Below are 16,147 nucleotides of genomic sequence, written 5' to 3' on the forward strand. Positions count from 1 at the left end.
CAATCAATCACTATTACCGCAACAACAAGGCTCGTTGCTTGACTTGCCGCTTTTGTTCAAACGGCAACTCCCCATCATCCCCATACGGCGCGCTGTACCGGTTGCAGGCGCCGGCGCTGGGGGCTACTGGTATCCCATCAAGGCGGTCGGCAGCAGGCAGGTGACAATCAGGTCACTCTCAGGTGAGTCAAGGCCGCCATACGGGCGACAGATGTTTATCAAGGGTCCAATGGCATTGGCCGGGCTTCAGGCTCACACCGCCGACCCACCGTTCATGGCTGGCGTGGTCCAGCCAGTAAGCGTCGCCGTTCAGTACTTGATGCCCCAGTGTCGTCAGCGCCAGCACCCGCCGAGGCCATTCGAGGTGGGGCTCGGTTTCTGTCAGCAACGGCTACTCACCATCGATCAACGGCCGCAACAGCGCGTGAAACATCATGTCTCCCAGGAACGGCAGCGGTTCGCGCTTGGCCATCAATTCGGCAAACACGCGCCCGAACGTCACCGGGCCGGCTTCGGCGAGGTACGCCAGGGACAGGCGTTCGGTCAGCGACAGCCCATCCCGCGCGCCTGGCAATTCCTGCAGTTGTCGCCGCAAGGCGGGTGCCAGCAAGGGCAGGGCGGGATGCGGGCGCTGGGCCAGGGCGGCCAACTTGAGTGGGGCGCTGTCGCAGTAGGCTGCCCAAGCCTCACGGGCCAGTTGCAGCGCAGCCTCATCGATCAACCGCCGTTGCGGCCAGAGCCAGGCGAGGACATCGGGGGCCAGTTGGCCTATGCCGATAAAGCGTTCGACGCCGGGGATGCGGTCGACCTCGATCAGCTCCAGCTTACGGGGTACACGTTCAAGGCTGGCCAAGGCGTGGATCAGGAACAACTGGTCATAGGCATCCGCCTCGCACCAGAGCACGCTGTGCTCGGCGTCGGCCAGGGTTTCAAGCTGGTTGTACTCATCATTGACGCGACGCGTGACATCGGCCAGGTCCAAGGTGAATGCCTGGCTGATGAACGCACTGCGCATCGCGCGGAATGCGTCGCGGGGCAGGTCGCGAACCGGGCCCATGCACAACGGGTCGGTGAGCATCTGGAACTGGCCCTTGAACCCGGCCAGCTGCAGGCTGTGGGCAATGTCACTACCGCAGCGCCAATGGGTGGTGCGGGCTTCATCGCTGGCGTCGAAGTCGGGATGGCGGGCGGCGAAATCGAGGGCGTCGACGTGGGCCTTGAGCTTGGGCCAACTGCTGAAACCCAGTTGTCTGGCGACCTGCCATTGGGCCTGGGACAACGTGGCGCCGGGGTTTTCGGCTTTCAGGCGCGGTAGCAGTTCCTTGGCGCGCTTGCGCTGCTGCTCAAGGTTGATACGGCCATCGGTGGTGGAGGTCAGGGGGCGTTGTGACATACGAGCTCCTTGCACAAACCTTTTCCGCTTTAAGGTTGGGAGTCGTAGAAATGAGGGGGTGCTTCACTGTCTTGGGCGCAGCCCTTTCCGCGGAAGGTGGCGTAGAGAGCGCCAGGCGGCAAATATAGGCAGGGCAGGTGTCGATTGCAAGGCACCGCTATGGGACGGGGCGCCATCGTTTGATTTTTTGCTATGAAAAGCCTGCTCGTCTGCTTCACCATTGCGTCCGACCGACAGACGAGGAACACCGCGTTCATGAGCGCACTGATCGAAACCCGCGCCCTGACGCGCATGGACGAGCGCCGCCAGGTGCCCTTGCTCCAACCGACGGATTTCTCCTTGAAACGCGCCGACCGCGTGTCGATCACCGGCACGTCCGGTTCCGGTAAAAGTGTGTTCCTGCGGGCCTTGGCGTTGCTCGATGCCCCCTCTTCGGGGCAGGTCCTGTGGAACGGCCAGCCGATCAGCAACGCCCAGATTCCCCACTACCGCAGCCATATCAGCTACCTGTCCCAACGCCCGGCGCTGATCGACGGTACGGTGGAAGACAACCTGCGGTTTCCCTTCAGCCTCAAGACCCTGCGTCAACGCCATTTCGAGCCGGCGGCTGTCATCGCGCTGCTGGGCCACGCCGGCAAGTCGCCCGACTTCCTGGCGAAGAATGCCGGTGACCTATCGGGCGGGGAGGCCCAGGTGATGTCGTTGATCCGCACGTTGCAGCTCAACCCCGAGGTGCTGTTGCTGGACGAACCCACCGCTGCCCTCGACCCTGCGTCATCCCGCGAGGTGGAAGCGTTGATCGATGCCTGGTTCGCCGCTGACAACGCGCGTGCCTATATCTGGGTGTCCCATGACCTCGACCAGGCCCGGCGCATGAGCGATATCCACCTGCACATGAGTGCCGGGGTATTGAGTGGCGCCGCCCAGCCATGAATTATCAAAACCTCACGGCCCTGGACATGGCCATTGCCGCTTCGCTGATCCTGATCAACGGCGCGTTGTCGCTGGCGTTGCGCCTGGGCCTGGAGCGCCAGTTGCTGTGGGCCGCCGTGCGCACCGTGGTGCAACTGCTGGCGATCGGTTACCTGCTGGGCTGGGTGTTCGAATTCGCCTACTGGTACGTGGTGCTGCCACTGATGTGCGCGATGACGCTGATCGCCGGGCTGTCGGCTGCCGGGCGCGGGCGGCGCACTTACCGTGGGCAACGGGTCGACAGCATCGTGTCGGTATGGGGCAGTTCGTGGCTGGTGACGGCGGTGGGTTTGTTTGCGGTGATTCGCATCCACCCCTGGTACGAGCCGCAGTACGCGATCCCGATCCTCGGCATGATCCTCGGCAATACCCTGACGGGTGTGTCCCTGGGCATCGAGCGCATGACCCAGGAACTCACATCGGGCCGCAACACCATCGAGATGATCCTGGCCCTCGGCGGTTCGCGCTGGGAGGCGGCGCAGGAAGCGATTCGCCAGGCAGTGCGCGCCGGGATGATTCCGACGCTGAACCAGATGACCGTGGTCGGTATCGTCAGCCTGCCCGGCATGATGACCGGCCAGGTGCTGGCGGGGGAGAGCCCGGTGGATGCGGTGCGCTACCAGATCGTGATCATGTTCTTGATCGCGGCGTCGTCGGCGTTGGGCACGGTCGGCGCGGTGCTGTTGACCTACCGGCGTTTGTTTTCCAAGAGCCATCGATTCTTGCGCGATCGCTTGGAAGAACGCTGAAGGACTCTCCCGCGCCGAGTTGGCGTACGTTGCAGCGACGGGTAAAAATTTCGGCGGGTGATTGTTTCACTGGATGAAATGCTGGATTGTCAATCCTGGTCATTCCATTGATCGAGGCCGCGGAGGACCCTGCGAGGCGTCGAACCCCTACCTTTGGAGCCTTTCATGTCCCAGCCTGCGATCAAACTTTATGGTTTCCCATTGTCCGGCCACTCCCATCGGGTCGAGTTGATGCTGTCCCTGTTGGGGCTGCCCAGCGAGTTCATCCTGGTCGACCTCAAGCAAGGCGCGCATAAAACCCCCGAATTCCTGGCCACCCTCAACAGCTTCGGCCAGGTGCCGGCGATTGACGATAACGGCACGATACTGGCCGATTCCAACGCCATACTGGTCTACCTGGCCAACCGATATGGCGACGGTCAATGGCTGCCCAGCGACCCCGTGGGCCAGGCGCGCGTACAGCGTTGGCTTTCGGCCGCTGCCGGTCAATTGCATGCGGGGCCTGCGAGCGCGCGGTTGGCGGTGGTGTTTGGCGCCGATGTCGATACCGTCACCGCCATCAGCCGCTCCCATGCCTTGCTGGCGTTGGTGGAGCAGCAACTGAGCCAAAGCCGCTTCCTGGCTGGCGAGCAGCCGAGCATCGCGGATATCGCTTTCTACACCTATGTGGCTCATGCACCGGAAGGCAATGTATCGTTGGCCGACTACCCTCAGGTACGTGCCTGGCTCGCCAGCATCGAGGCTTTGCCAGGCTTTGTGGGCATGCCGCGTACGGCGGTGGGTTTGCAATCACAGTAACCCTCACGAGGCGCGCGGATGGATCGATTTCATGAAATGCAGGTGTTCCTCGCGGTGGCCGAGGAGGCGGGCTTTGCCGCCGCCGCGCGCCGCCTGAAGACCTCGCCGCCCAGTGTGACGCGGGCCATCGCCGCCATGGAACAGCGCATCGGCACGCAACTGCTGGCGCGCACCACCCGCAGCCTGCACTTGACCGAAGCCGGCCAGCGTTACCTGGAAGATTGCCGGCGCATTCTCGCCGAACTCAATGAAGCCGAGGAGGCGGCGGCGGGCAGTTATTCCGTCCCCTGCGGCCATCTGGCGGTGACCGCGCCGGTGCTGTTTGGCGAGCTGTATGTGGCGCCGGTGCTGGGGGATTACCTGGATCGCTTCCCCCTGGTGAACATCAATGCCTTGCTGGTCGACCGCGTGGTGAACATGACCGACGAAGGCGTCGACGTGGCCGTGCGGATCGGCCATCTGCACGAGCCTGGCCAACAGGCGATCCAGGTCGGTGAAGTGCGCCGTGTGGTGTGCGCCGCGCCTGGTTATCTGGATCAGTGGGGGCGGCCGCAACGCCCCGAACACTTGCGTGAGGCCAAGGTGGTGACCTCGTCCGCCAGCCAGCGGGTGGGTGAATGGCAGTTTGTCGACGCTGGCCAGCCGTTGACGGTGCCTATTGAGCCGCGCCTGGTGGTCACGGCGAATAACGCGGCGATCAACCTGGCGCGGCTGGGCTGGGGCTTGACCCGGGTGCTGTCTTACCAGGTCGCGGCGGCGGTGGCGGCGGGTGAATTGGAGATTGTCCTGGAAGCGTTCGAGCCGGCACCACTGCCGATCCAGGTGGTGTTCCAGCAGAGCAACCGGGTGCCGGCCAAGGTGCAGACTTTCGTGGACTTCCTCGCCCATCGCCTCGGCCAGGATGCAGCCCTGAACCCGCCGATGCGGCGCGGCTGATGGAGCGCTATCACGACATGCAACTGTTCGTGGCGTTGGCCGGGCAGCCGAGCCTGGCCGCGGCTGCGCGCAGCGCCCAGGTGTCCGGGCCGACGCTGATGCGTGCGATTGCCCGTTTGGAGGCGCGCCTGCGCGTGCCGTTGCTGCAACGCAGTACGCAGGGTGCCAGCCTCACCGACGTGGGCGGCGCCTACATGGCCGACTGCGTGCGCCTGCTGGCCGCCGTGGAGGCCGCGCAAGCCTCGGCCAAAGGCTTGCATGTGCAGGCCCAGGGCAATTTGCGGGTGTTCTTGCCGTTCCTGTTCAGTTGCCACGTGATGGCGCCGGTGTTGGCCAGCTACATGGACCGCTATCCCGATGTACACCTGTCGGCGCATTACCACGACTACTACCCGAACCTGCATGAAGAGGGGCTGGATGTGGCGATCCTGGTGGGTGAACTGCCCAGTTCGGCGCTGATCGCACGGCCAGTCGGGCACGTGCGGCATATCCTCTGCGCCAGCCCCGCTTACCTCCAAGCCCACGGTGCGCCAGCGCATCCCGCCGACCTCAAGCGCCATCATCTGATCGCCAGCGTCGATCAAGTGTCCTGGGCGTTTCGGGGCTATCAGCTCAAGGCCCGTGCGCGCCTGGGGTGTGCCACGGTACAAGGGGCGATCAGTGCCGCGGTGCAGGGCGCGGGCCTGGTGCGTTGCTTGAGCTATCCCGTGCATGAGCATCTGCTCAGTGGGCAGTTGCTTCGCGTCTTGCCAGGCTATGAGCCGCCAGCCATGCCCGTGCACGTGGTGTATCGCGAAGGCCGCAATGCGCCGATGCGCGTGCGCAGCTTTGTCGACCACTGCGTGGCAGCCCTGCGCGAACACCCGGCATTTCAGTTGGTGTAACAGTGGATTGCCGGCGGTGGGCATTCTCTCGGTGCTCGCCGGGGTGCAGCATGGGGCTGTCCAAACTTGAGGTGATTGCCATGAACCCGAACGAACAGTCCCCCTGGCATGCCGGTGAACGGCAGATACAGGCAAGTGCCGGCGCCGCCGAACGCATGGCCGTGATCGGGCCGAAGGTGATTCGCGATCATTTGCCGGAGCAGCATCGGGATTTCTATCCCTTGCTGCCGTACCTGATACTCGGTGTGGTGGATGAGCACGGCATTCCCTGGGCGACGATGCTCGAAGGCGCTCCGGGGTTTGCCCATTCACCCGACCCCCACACCTTGCAGATCGATAGCCTGCCCAGTGCAAGCGACCCCGCCAGGGCCGCTTTGCACAGCGATGCTGCTGTGGGCTTGCTGGGCATCGACCTCAATACCCGTCGACGCAATCGCATGAACGGGCGAATCGGTGCCCTGGATCACGACGGTTTCTCCGTCAACGTGGTGCACACCTTCGGCAACTGCCCCAAGTACATCCAGCTGCGGCCCGTCGATTCAATCGCGCGTAAACCCGGTTGCATGGCCGAGCACGCCAACCACCTGGATGATGCCGCCCGCGTGATGATCCGCAACGCCGACACCTTCTTCGTTGCCAGCTACGTGGATGCGGACGGCGAACGCTCGGTGGACGTTTCCCATCGTGGCGGCAACACCGGGTTCGTGCGGGTCGAAGGCAATGTGCTGACCATCCCCGACTTTGCCGGCAATCTGTTCTTCAATACCTTGGGCAACCTTGCGGCCAACCCCGTGGCGGGCCTGTTGTTCATCGATTTTGCATCAGGTGATGTGATGCAACTGGCCGGTCGCACTTCGCTGATACTCGGCGGCCCGGAAGTCGACGAGTTCGACGGTGCACAGCGGTTGTGGACGGTGACCGTGGAGCATGTCATTCGCCGCCCGGCGGCGTTGGCATTGAGGTGGCGGTTTGCGGAGTTTTCACCGTTCAGCCTGGCGATGGGCCGTCGGTAGATGGGGGAGAGGGGGCGGGGGCGGGAGCGGCTGCGACCGCCACCCGAGGCCAGCGCGCAAGGCTTCAGGCCATGCCGCTTGTGGTAAGCATCGGCTTGCGCATCAGGCGCCGATCATCCATTTCGCCAACCCGTGCCGGCCACTGACGCCCAGCTTGGCGGCGGCGCGCTTGAGGTAGGTTTCGACCGAGCTGTTTTTCACGCTGAGCTGTTCTGCCATTTGCGGCACGGTGCCGCCGGTCAACAGGCCGAGACACACCTGCTGCTCACGGGCCGATAGGGTGATATCGCTGAGGGAAAGGCGCTTGTCGAACTCGCGCTGCAACTGCGAGTGTTCCAGCAGGGTGTGCGCCGGTTCGCGCTCGGGGGGCGCAGCCTGGCGCAGCAATTGTGCATGCCGCTCCATCAGCGGTAACAGGGTGTCTGACAGGCACTTGAGAAACGACAGCTCGGCCAGGGAAAATCCGCGCTGGGCCGGTGGACGGTACAACGAAATCACATAGCGTCGATCACCCTGGCGCGACACCAGGCTGCACTGGTGCGAGCGGTCGGCGCGGGCCCTTATCTGGATCAGCAATGGGTCCTGCATGTCGAGCATGTCCCGCAGCAGCGGATGCTCGTTCAGTGGGGGCAGGGTGTGGGCGGGAGAAAGCTCATTTCTCTGCCCGGCGCGGCCCAATCGCTGGATGTCGAGCACGCGGCCGTGCTGTTCGTCGAGGGTCCATTCATTGAGCTCGGCACCGTGGATCGGTACCCACTGGTCCACCAACTGCCACAGATGGGCGGCGAATGCGGCGTGGCCGCTGGTTGCGATCAACTCGCCCAATTCGGCGTAAAAAACCGGGTTCTCCATGGTGTTGATACGGCGCGGCAGACTCATAGCCATTTTTCATCCTTGATGTCGAAAACCTCAACGGGCGCCCTGGCGTGGGCGCCGGGGCCCAGGTGTGCGGCGGAAACAAGGGACACAATCTGCCATAAAAATAGCGTCATTAATCCGACGTATCTCACGGCCCTTTGCGCTGTAGCAGAAACCGCGGTGGCTCAACATTACGAATAACTATTTGATATTAAACATAATTTTCGTTTTTTAGCGGCGTGTTCGTCACTCGGCAGCGGACAGATATAGCTGATGTCCTACATCGATTTCATCGTTTCAACCCTCGGTCTCATCGGGCACGAGCAAGCTCGCTCCCGGACGTGACAGGCGATACCGCCTCTAATCGCGCGTATCAACGGCAACACCTCTGCCGCCCAGGGCGAAGGCAGGGTGTTTTCTAACAGGGAAAAAGGCAGGGTGTTGGTTTTTGAGCAGGCGCCTGGTTGATGCAGGCACGACAACCCCGGGTATAGAAAGATTATGTCTACGCGGGCAAAGAAATAGATATAAAAAACTGTGAATTATCACAGTCGTGAAAACAGGTGGGGGGCTTCATGATTTTTCCAGGTAATGAGTTCAATCACCCTGGAAAGCGATATGGACGATTCAAAGGCAATTACAAAGTTTTTTAAACCTTATACCTTGGAACATCCAGGCTGGTTTTGGGGAACCGGTTTTTCCAAGGGCATTTACCATGATCGACAACCCCTTGGAGTGATACTTCCCGCCGGTGCACGTATATCCATTCGCCGGTCCAGTGCCATTGACCGTGTACTGCAGCTGGATCTGCTAAATGATAGCGGCGTGACGGAAACCTATATTCGGATCACCGGTGAGTGGGCAGGCTTGACTGTCACCCATCCCTCCGTTCCGTTCGTGCTTACACCCTATGAGCCGATAGATGTCGAGATCGAATATTCGACAAGCGGCGACGAAGTCCTGCCCATCTATGTTTCGAATGGCAATGCGGATTTGTTTTTTCAGCAGTGGGATGAGACTGATTCTGCGTTTGCGCTCATCCAGACAACTTATGCCAGCTTGCTCGTTCCGGCGGTCGATAAAGCCGTCGTCAAAGCACTGCATCAGGCGCAGGGGCTTGACAGCCTGGAGAAATATTATACGGGCGTGTTTGAGTACTTTAATTCCTTGGCGGGTATCTCATTCGATACACCGGTCCCGACCGATAAGAATATTCACAATCGGTATTTCATCAAGGCAGATAAAACGGGTGGAGGCTCTGCCTACTATGGGAATGGGTGGACAGCTCAGGTTGGCGATTCGATCGCGAGTTGCTGGTTGGACACGCGCGCAGATAACTGGTGCTCACTGCATGAGATAGCCCACGGCTACCAGACATACGCGATGTATAACAGTGTCGTACCGACCGGCGAGGTCTGGAATAATATTTATGCGACTTATTATCAACATAAAATGATGGGGCAAAGTGTATATGAGCGCGGCTGGATGTATGCCGGCAATGCTCAGGCGACATTCGATGCGATGCGCAGCCGAATGGACAGTAGTGTGCCGCCGGGGAGATGGCATTTACATGAAGTGCTTTTTTTATTCATGATCATCATTGATAAAGCCGGCGAGTCGGCTTTCACCGAGTTTAACCAGTACTACCGAGCACTTGCCACGACCAACGGATTTGATCTTTGGGAACATCCCTTGATGGATCTGTTCAGTGCACGCTGGGCTGATAGGCTCAATATTGATATCGGACCCTTGATGGCATTGTTGGAGGTGGAAGTCTCCGCTGACCGCGCTCTGAAAAATGTCTATGGGAACTTTCGCCCGTGCTGTCCGCTTTACCGGGTCGTGCCTCCTGAACAACTGGCCTACCTCCAGCAGCAGTTGAATTTGAAGACGCCGTTTTCACTGGTCGACTGTCTATCGCTCAACGTGACTGATCTTAAAGGTGACTTGACACTGGAGATGACGAATCAAGCCTATCTCGAAAACAAAAATAAATCTTTCATCCTGCGCACGGGTAGTAATCAATCGCATATTGTTAAAGTCACTTCGCCTGTGCTTGAACTGAAGGGGCTGCCGATAGGTGTATATAATTTGCAGCATCCAGCGGTGCCCAGTGGCGTTCGAACGATCAATCACAATTATCTAGAAGTGAGTGCGAACATGAATAATAACGTGTCATTAGATTATGCTTATGCTCAAGGCACCTCGTTGGCGTCGCAAAAGATCGAGTTTTTCGGGTTGTATGGTTTATTTGCTGTACTGAATGTCGATATGGAATTTCATAGGGCAACGTTCAATGTTTTAAGGGCTGAGCCCCATTCCTACTATGGAACGTCTGTCTATGCAGGTATTTCCGTCGAGGACATTAATGGCTTTGTGCTGTTTGATTTATCCATTCCCGGCAAAGGTGCAGTGGTGTTCGTACACGAGTTTTTGATAGGACCTGGCTGTACCGTTACGATTCATCATAAAGAGCCTTCTCGTCTCTCAGAGACTCCGAACTTACAACCCTTTATCGATAAGGCCTCTGTCGATAATACGTTGACGGTCACGGTGCAGGGTTTAAGGAATTTGAAACTGGATAATAGGCCGGCAAATAATTTGAAAACGAGAATTGCACTGGCGGCTGATGAAATCAGAAAAACCCCGCATTTATTGTTGCATGCGGGCTCTTCGCCCGTCATGGATGTGTTGGCGGCGATCAATACATTTGAAAGCCCCGAGCGGGATCAGCTTCTTGAAAGCATCAGGGACTTGATTGTCTTCTATGGTGATACCGGAGACGCAGGCGTGGCGGGAAGTTATTTTACCTGGCGCCAATCTGGGGTTGGACAGGGAACGGTGGCAGATATAAAAATTGATACGGTCACTCAGCAGGTGGCTATCGAAGTGATTGCCGCTAGACCTCATGGCTATTTCCCTTCTATTTACATTGCCATGTGGGTCAGGACGGCAACAGGTGAGGTGCTTTACTCTCAAGAACTAAGAGGTGATGTTCAGGCCGAGCCCAGTTACGTGACGCTTCCTTTTGTCGAGGGTTCTACGGTTAGCGTTTTGCACTTGGAGCCCGTTCGTTCGGTCATCGTAAATACTGATACTCAAGCGCAATATCCAGTCAAGCAGATACATGTTGTTCGATCACTTGGAGGCGGCAAGTTGCAAATTTAATCGGGCTGGGTGATTCCTTGTCCCCGGTTTGTACCGTCCTGTGTGCAGCGGCAAAGAGCGGCCGACCTATTCTTGCCGGATACTTGAAGTAAGACCGTATGTCGGATTTTCTTGTGAGGTTCGTTGGAACTGTTCGGTGTTCTACACATTTTCTTGGTTTGAACATTTTTATAGGTGCCGATTGAGATTTTGGTAAGTGATTAATTTTATGAGGGTTAAATATTTATATCGAGTATGGGTAGCACAGCTTTATTTCGTATGGGCTTGTTGGTGTTCTGATTGTCGTGAAAGAAAACTCCTAAAGTGTCCGGTTCATTTTCCTACAAGGCGAAATTGGAAAAATTGCGCTTTCTTTTAGCTGGATCTAGATTGCTATCGTCACTCGTTAATCAGTCATTGAAGATAATGATTGTGTGGTCTCAGGAGAATTGAGATGAGCGATGAAGAGTTTGACGTGATGTTTTTCTATTTTGATAATGAATGTGGGTTCAATCTGTATGTGGGTAGCGCCGGAGCATCAGGAAACCAAGGCGGATGCTGGAAAACCGCTATAGGGTATTCCGCGATGAATATAACCCTACCTAACTATGAAATCATGAATTTCGCAACGGAAAGTTTGCTCGTAGCTGACAGGGGCGTTTCAAAGGTACATTCGCAGCCACTGCGCGCGTGGAAAGAGTGGTGCCGTTTCCATGAGGTGAGTGATGAGATATTACCCCTTGCTTAAGCCATTATTGTTGGCGGGGCTATTTATTAAAGAACAGTTAAAAGAGCCCGTGGCTTTATTTTGGATCGTTATATCCCCGGTGGTTACGTTCTATTTGATCGCCTATGCCAGGGTGGGGGAGGGTACGCTGTCTCAGCGTTATCTGGATAATACCTCGTGGTTTTATGCGTTCGTATCGTCGAGTGTTGCCCTGTTTGGCTTGGCATTTTATATAGTGGGGAGAAGGGAGAGTGGGTTTCTACGATCCTTCGTCTATACGCGGCGCACAAAAACAATCTTTCTTTTGGGGCAGTTTTTTGCCTATTCTGTAATGTCGGTTATCTATTGTTCTGCTTTTTATGTGTTCACGAGAAACTATTTTGGCGTAATGGACGTTACAGAGTTTTTTGTTGTGCTTGGGCGGTTTTACATCTGCTTTCTCTTGTTTTCCGTACCTTCGCTTCTGCTGACGTTGATTCCAATGGGATTTCAAAATACAAATACGGTTTTTTCTATATTTTCATTCCTGATGCTGGTGCTGGGAGTTGTCAGCGCGAACGCCTCTCATCGCGTGTTTGAAGTGATCCGCTATTTTAATCCGATGTGGTGGGCAAACCAGATAATGTCACTGGGGGTCGCTGAATGCGCATTCCTCGTTAGGGTGGTTGTTTGCCTTTTTGTTATTTCGTTTTTGATGTTGATCCGTTTTTTACTTATTAACCCAGTGTGGAGTCGCTATTGATGAGACGGCTTATCGTAAAATCACTGGGTATCGGATATGCGCAGCATGTGGTGCTTGAAGACGCCTCGTTGACGGTCGGTCCCGGTTCAATTTCAGGCTTGTTGGGACCTAATGGTTCTGGAAAAACGACTTTTTTTGACGCGGTGTGTTGTCTGAAAAAAGCCAATTCCGGTGAGATATCCAATTCGTTCTCGAAGTTGCTTTATCTATCACAAATCATTACGACGCCGCCGGTGCTGCGAATGTTTGATGTTTTTAAAATGATGATGCTTTTTTGTTCTGACACACAGGTCACACAAAAGCACGCGCTGGAAAAAATTGAAAAATGGAGCCCGGGGATAGCTGAACGCTATTGTGAAATATGGGAAAAGAAATCGTCTCTTTGCAGTTACGGAGAAAAGCGATGGTTTTTTACCTTGTCCCTGCTCTCCGTTAACGCTGATCTGGTGATACTGGATGAGCCCACGGCAGGTGTGGATCCCGAGTTTCGTTATCACATCTGGAAATGCCTGGAAGGGGCTGCCGCGGAAGGTGTCGCGATTGTGGTTTCATCGCATAACGTCGATGAGATCGTTGCCCACTGCGATGACTTCTACATGCTGAGTCAGCGGCGTTTCAACCGCTTCACTGATGCTGAGGGCTTCATGAACGCCTATGACGCTGCAAGCCTGGATGAGGCGTTTATTCATGCCGCGAGCCTGCCAAAGGGTTAAAGGCAGGCGCGCACCAGGCTCGGTTATTGCCCCTGTGGGATAAACGCTACGCTGCCACCCGAACGCGTGTGAAACAAGCGCTCGCCATTGTCCGGCTGGGTGGTGATCACCTGGTGATCCGCGCCCAGGTAGGCCAGCGGTGTGGGATCTTCCTTGGAGAACTGCGCGATGATGATCGTATGCTGCGCGTCGAAGCCCTGGCCGCTGGTTTTTTCCAGCCAGGCCATGAACTCGGCGCTGGTGCCCCGGCGCGGGAAGTCCTGGGTCTCGGCGACGTAGTAGAACGGTTTGCCGTGGTTTTGCAGGTACATCGGCAGTTTGTTGTCGACCTCCACCAATACCATTTGCCATTGGTTCCAGGGGGCGCTCTTGATGGCCTGGGCCTGAACGTCCTTGACGAAACGGGTCACGCCGCCGTTGCCATTGGTCCAGGGATACGCCACGCCCAATACCAGCAGCATCAACAGGGCCGCAGCGGCAAACCCTTTCTGCCAACGCGGCCAGCTCGCCGGTTTTTTCGCCAGCCGCTCACTCACCCACCAGGCCGCCAGTAACTGCGCGAACGGCACCAGGGGCAGCACGTAGTAGCTGCGTCGGCTACCGCTGGCGGTGAAGAACACAAACAACAGGCCCAGGCCCCAGACCAGCCAGCGCACATTGGGGGGAGTCTGGCGCCAGTGCCGCACGGCCAGCCACAGGCCGAGCAGCCAGCATGGGGCCCAAGGCAGGGTGTAGGCGGGCAGGTAGATCAGGTAGGTGTAGATCGGCCCCATATGGTCGAACGGGTCGAAGAAGCGCACCACGTTTTCGCGGAACACCAACGCCAGGCCGCTTTCACCGTAAGTCGGCGCACCGTAGAGGTGGGACAGCACGAACGGGATGGCGTAGAACGCCGCAGCGATCAGCAGCGCCAGCACCAGGCGCAGGTTGAGGTGGCGTTTGTAGCGCTGTTCGCTGAGCAAGTGCGGCAGCAGTACCAGGCCCGGCAGTACAAAACCGATCAAGCCTTTGAACAGCGACGTCGCCGCCAGCAACAGGAAAAATACCGTGTAGCGCCCCAGGCGTGTGTCGTCCGGCCCGCGCCAGTACCACCACACCGCCGCCAGCACGCCACACACGGTGAGCACATCCGCCGTGGCCACGCGTGCCCAGAACAGAAAGTAGAAGGTGGTGGCGAGCATCCAGCCGGCAATCAGCCCGGTGCCCTTGCGGAACAGGCGCTCGCCGATCAGGTAGACCAGCCAGATGCTCAGCCATGCCGCGATCACCGAGGACAGGCGCAGCGACCACGGGCCCAGGCCACCCATCAGGTTGGCAAACGCGGTGATCAGCCAGTAGGAGGGCAGGGGCTTGTCGTAGTACGGCGCTCCCTTGAGGTAGGGGTCGAAGTAGTCGCCGCTTTGCAGCATCTGCAATGCGATATTGGCCCAACGGGTTTCCGGTCCCCACAGATCGCGACTGCCCAGGCCCAGCAGCAGGAGCAAGGCCGACACGCCCAGCAATAGCAACAGGGCGCCGCGCTCGGTTTTCCAGAAAGTCATGGTGGGTTCCTAGGGGGATTGCGGATAGAGGGTGAGTACCAGGTCGCCCTTGCGATAGCGTTTGCCACCGGGCGGCAGTTGCCCCTCTTCAATGTGTTCGCTGGTGCTCCGGACACGCATCAGGACCCCCACCGAACCCTGTTTACGGGCATCGGCCAGCCAGGCCTGGACATCGTCCAGCCCGACCTTGCGGTGCACCGAGTCGGGGTATTGCAGGCCATAGCGCAGCTCGCCTTCGGTGTTATAGAGCGTCACCTGTGTGCGGTTCAGGCGCCAGGCCAGGGCCGAGGCCGATTCCAGTTCATTGCTCAGCAATGCCTGGGTTTGCTGCAAGTCGTCCAGGTGTTCCAACACGAACTGGTCGGGCATTTCGTTATCCGCCACGAACTCGGGCATGCCCACCGGCAGCAGTACCACCAGCAAGCCGATACCCAGGGCCGGCATTGCCCATAACGTCAGCGGGCGCACGGCTTGCAGCAGGTTGGAGAGAATCCAGCCCAGCAGCACGATAAAGGTCAGCGACAGGCTGAACATCTCAGCGTGGCTATTGCCGTACAGCGGCCTGGTGAGTTGCAGATAAATCAGTGCCACCATCGCGACCATGCCGATCACGAAGTTGAGCACGCCGTTGAGGCAGAGGGCGCGTGCTTTGCGTTGTTGAATCAGGTCGATCAGGGCATGCCCCATCAACAAGGCCAGCGGCAGCAGGCACGGCATGATGTAGGTCGGCAACTTGCCGTTGCTCAGGCTGAAAAAGCCCAGCGGCAGCAGCATCCACAGGGCGAGGAAGACCATCGCCGGTTGACGTTTTTCTTTCCAGGCCTTGAGCAGGGTATTGGGTAACAACGCCGACCACGGCAGGCAGGCCACCACCATGATCGGCAGGAAGAACCACCACGGCCGCGCATGCTGGGCATTGTCGGAGGCAAAGCGGCGGATGTGTTCATGCCAGAAGAAGAAGCGCCAGTAGTCCGGTTCCTGCACGTGGATCGCCCACACCCAGGGCAGGCAGATCAGCAGCGCGACGCCAATCGCCAGCGGGCCATAACGCAGCAATTCACCCAGGCGGCGCTGCCAGAGCATGTAAGGCACGGCAATCAGCACCGGCAGCAGCCACGCCAGGAAGCCCTTGGTCATGAAGCCCATGGCACAGGCCACGCCCAGCACCGCCCAGGCTCCCAGCCGGGCCCGCACGGTGCGGCTGTCGAGGGCAAACCACAGCGCTACCAGGCTGAGGTTGACCCAGAACGTGAACTGCGGATCGAGGTTGGAGTAGCTGGCTTGCCCGGCTACGAGGCCAAAGCTCAGGTAGAGCAGGGCGCAGGCGAAGCTTTTGCGTGGGTCGTTCCACAGGCGGCGGGCGATCAGGTAGGCCAGCAGCACGCTCAACCCGCTGGTCAGCGCCGAAGCGATCCGCACCCCGAACAGGTTCTGCCCAAACACCGCTTGGCCGAGCGCGATCAGCCAATAGCCGGCGGCGGGTTTTTCAAAGTAGCGCAGGCCCATGAAATGCGGGGCCACCCAGTTGCCGCTGGTGAGCATTTCCTGGCTGATCTGGGCGTAGCGGGTTTCGTCGGGTACCCATAAACCGTGCAGGCCAAGAGGCAGGAGATAAAACGCGGCAATCGCCAGCAGCAGTAAGGGCAGAGGTTTTATTCGGGTCATGCGAACGTC

At 58.3% G+C, this 16,147-nt stretch carries 13 protein-coding genes and 2 pseudogenes; 10 read left to right on the forward strand and 5 right to left on the reverse strand.

Annotated elements, in window-relative coordinates; translation table 11 throughout:
- Positions 1-13 precede the first annotated feature (13 nt).
- A pseudogene (locus tag P2T68_RS35190) lies at positions 14-133 on the reverse strand (acid phosphatase); the annotation flags it as partial.
- Positions 134-187: 54 nt separating this feature from the next.
- Positions 188-1,393, reverse strand: a pseudogene (locus P2T68_RS13195) (DUF1835 domain-containing protein).
- Between the two features lie 255 nt (positions 1,394-1,648).
- On the opposite strand from P2T68_RS13195, the gene P2T68_RS13200 reads away from it, so the two are divergent.
- From P2T68_RS13200 to P2T68_RS13225, 6 genes are all read left to right on the forward strand, one after another.
- Entirely contained in the window at positions 1,649-2,326 is a 678-nt protein-coding gene (locus tag P2T68_RS13200; protein WP_041161261.1) for an ATP-binding cassette domain-containing protein, read from the forward strand.
- Positions 2,323-3,114, forward strand: coding sequence for an iron export ABC transporter permease subunit FetB (gene fetB / locus P2T68_RS13205; protein ID WP_024076393.1), 792 nt, complete (start codon positions 2,323-2,325; stop codon positions 3,112-3,114). The genes P2T68_RS13200 and fetB overlap by 4 nt, the downstream gene beginning before the upstream one ends.
- Before the next feature lie 165 nt (positions 3,115-3,279).
- Positions 3,280-3,912: a glutathione S-transferase gene (locus tag P2T68_RS13210; protein ID WP_024076392.1), complete on the forward strand. Its 633-nt coding sequence runs from the start codon at positions 3,280-3,282 to the stop codon at positions 3,910-3,912.
- An 18-nt stretch (positions 3,913-3,930) separates the two neighbouring features.
- Positions 3,931-4,848 carry a LysR family transcriptional regulator gene (locus tag P2T68_RS13215; protein ID WP_024076391.1) on the forward strand — a complete coding sequence of 306 codons (918 nt, stop codon included), beginning with the start codon at positions 3,931-3,933 and terminating at the stop codon, positions 4,846-4,848.
- Entirely contained in the window at positions 4,848-5,732 is an 885-nt protein-coding gene (locus tag P2T68_RS13220) for a LysR family transcriptional regulator (RefSeq protein WP_277379453.1), read from the forward strand. Before P2T68_RS13215 ends, P2T68_RS13220 begins: the two co-directional genes overlap by 1 nt.
- Positions 5,733-5,812: 80 nt before the next feature.
- A complete protein-coding gene (locus tag P2T68_RS13225; protein ID WP_041161260.1) occupies positions 5,813-6,745 on the forward strand; it encodes a pyridoxamine 5'-phosphate oxidase family protein in 933 nt (310 codons plus the stop codon).
- Positions 6,746-6,847: 102 nt separating this feature from the next.
- Here P2T68_RS13225 and P2T68_RS13230 read toward each other — a convergent pair whose 3' ends face one another.
- Entirely contained in the window at positions 6,848-7,624 is a 777-nt protein-coding gene (locus P2T68_RS13230; protein ID WP_069076615.1) for a LuxR C-terminal-related transcriptional regulator, read from the reverse strand.
- Between the two features lie 597 nt (positions 7,625-8,221).
- Between P2T68_RS13230 and P2T68_RS13235 the strand changes: the two genes are divergently transcribed.
- The 4 genes from P2T68_RS13235 to P2T68_RS13250 all read left to right on the forward strand — a co-directional run bounded on the left by P2T68_RS13235 (position 8,222) and on the right by P2T68_RS13250 (position 12,932).
- Positions 8,222-10,771, forward strand: a complete 2,550-nt coding sequence (locus tag P2T68_RS13235) for a putative mucin/carbohydrate-binding domain-containing protein (RefSeq protein WP_277379454.1) — start codon at positions 8,222-8,224, stop codon at positions 10,769-10,771.
- A 433-nt stretch (positions 10,772-11,204) separates the two neighbouring features.
- Complete coding sequence (locus P2T68_RS13240) at positions 11,205-11,498, forward strand: hypothetical protein (RefSeq protein ID WP_277379455.1); 294 nt, start codon at positions 11,205-11,207, stop codon at positions 11,496-11,498.
- Positions 11,476-12,219 carry a hypothetical protein gene (locus P2T68_RS13245; RefSeq protein ID WP_024076385.1) on the forward strand — a complete coding sequence of 248 codons (744 nt, stop codon included), beginning with the start codon at positions 11,476-11,478 and terminating at the stop codon, positions 12,217-12,219. The genes P2T68_RS13240 and P2T68_RS13245 overlap by 23 nt, the downstream gene beginning before the upstream one ends.
- Positions 12,219-12,932, forward strand: a complete 714-nt coding sequence (locus P2T68_RS13250; RefSeq protein ID WP_277379456.1) for an AAA family ATPase — start codon at positions 12,219-12,221, stop codon at positions 12,930-12,932. Before P2T68_RS13245 ends, P2T68_RS13250 begins: the two co-directional genes overlap by 1 nt.
- Positions 12,933-12,955: 23 nt before the next feature.
- On the opposite strand, the gene P2T68_RS13255 is transcribed toward P2T68_RS13250, so the two are convergent.
- Both P2T68_RS13255 and arnT read right to left on the reverse strand, forming a co-directional pair.
- The gene (locus P2T68_RS13255) at positions 12,956-14,473 is read right to left on the reverse strand and encodes a glycosyltransferase family 39 protein (RefSeq protein WP_277379457.1); all 1,518 of its coding nucleotides are present in this window, start codon (positions 14,471-14,473) and stop codon (positions 12,956-12,958) included.
- A gap of 9 nt (positions 14,474-14,482) precedes the next feature.
- Positions 14,483-16,138 carry a lipid IV(A) 4-amino-4-deoxy-L-arabinosyltransferase gene (arnT, locus tag P2T68_RS13260; protein ID WP_069076620.1) on the reverse strand — a complete coding sequence of 552 codons (1,656 nt, stop codon included), beginning with the start codon at positions 16,136-16,138 and terminating at the stop codon, positions 14,483-14,485.
- Positions 16,139-16,147: the final 9 nt, after the last annotated feature.

This window comes from Pseudomonas sp. G11 (assembly GCF_029457515.1).
Taxonomy (GTDB): domain Bacteria; phylum Pseudomonadota; class Gammaproteobacteria; order Pseudomonadales; family Pseudomonadaceae; genus Aquipseudomonas; species Aquipseudomonas gorinensis.

What these genes read in the sequence shown, in the direction of transcription:
- arnT (WP_069076620.1), bottom strand. Translation starts at nt 16,138, where the DNA reads ATGACCCGAATAAAACCTCTGCCCTTACTGCTGCTGGCGATTGCCGCG.
- P2T68_RS13230 (WP_069076615.1), bottom strand. Translation starts at nt 7,624, where the DNA reads ATGAGTCTGCCGCGCCGTATCAACACCATGGAGAACCCGGTTTTTTAC.
- P2T68_RS13240 (WP_277379455.1), top strand. Translation starts at nt 11,205, where the DNA reads ATGAGCGATGAAGAGTTTGACGTGATGTTTTTCTATTTTGATAATGAA.
- P2T68_RS13225 (WP_041161260.1), top strand. Translation starts at nt 5,813, where the DNA reads ATGAACCCGAACGAACAGTCCCCCTGGCATGCCGGTGAACGGCAGATA.
- P2T68_RS13245 (WP_024076385.1), top strand. Translation starts at nt 11,476, where the DNA reads ATGAGATATTACCCCTTGCTTAAGCCATTATTGTTGGCGGGGCTATTT.
- P2T68_RS13255 (WP_277379457.1), bottom strand. Translation starts at nt 14,473, where the DNA reads ATGACTTTCTGGAAAACCGAGCGCGGCGCCCTGTTGCTATTGCTGGGC.
- fetB (WP_024076393.1), top strand. Translation starts at nt 2,323, where the DNA reads ATGAATTATCAAAACCTCACGGCCCTGGACATGGCCATTGCCGCTTCG.
- P2T68_RS13210 (WP_024076392.1), top strand. Translation starts at nt 3,280, where the DNA reads ATGTCCCAGCCTGCGATCAAACTTTATGGTTTCCCATTGTCCGGCCAC.
- P2T68_RS13235 (WP_277379454.1), top strand. Translation starts at nt 8,222, where the DNA reads ATGGACGATTCAAAGGCAATTACAAAGTTTTTTAAACCTTATACCTTG.
- P2T68_RS13200 (WP_041161261.1), top strand. Translation starts at nt 1,649, where the DNA reads ATGAGCGCACTGATCGAAACCCGCGCCCTGACGCGCATGGACGAGCGC.
- P2T68_RS13250 (WP_277379456.1), top strand. Translation starts at nt 12,219, where the DNA reads ATGAGACGGCTTATCGTAAAATCACTGGGTATCGGATATGCGCAGCAT.
- P2T68_RS13215 (WP_024076391.1), top strand. Translation starts at nt 3,931, where the DNA reads ATGGATCGATTTCATGAAATGCAGGTGTTCCTCGCGGTGGCCGAGGAG.
- P2T68_RS13220 (WP_277379453.1), top strand. Translation starts at nt 4,848, where the DNA reads ATGGAGCGCTATCACGACATGCAACTGTTCGTGGCGTTGGCCGGGCAG.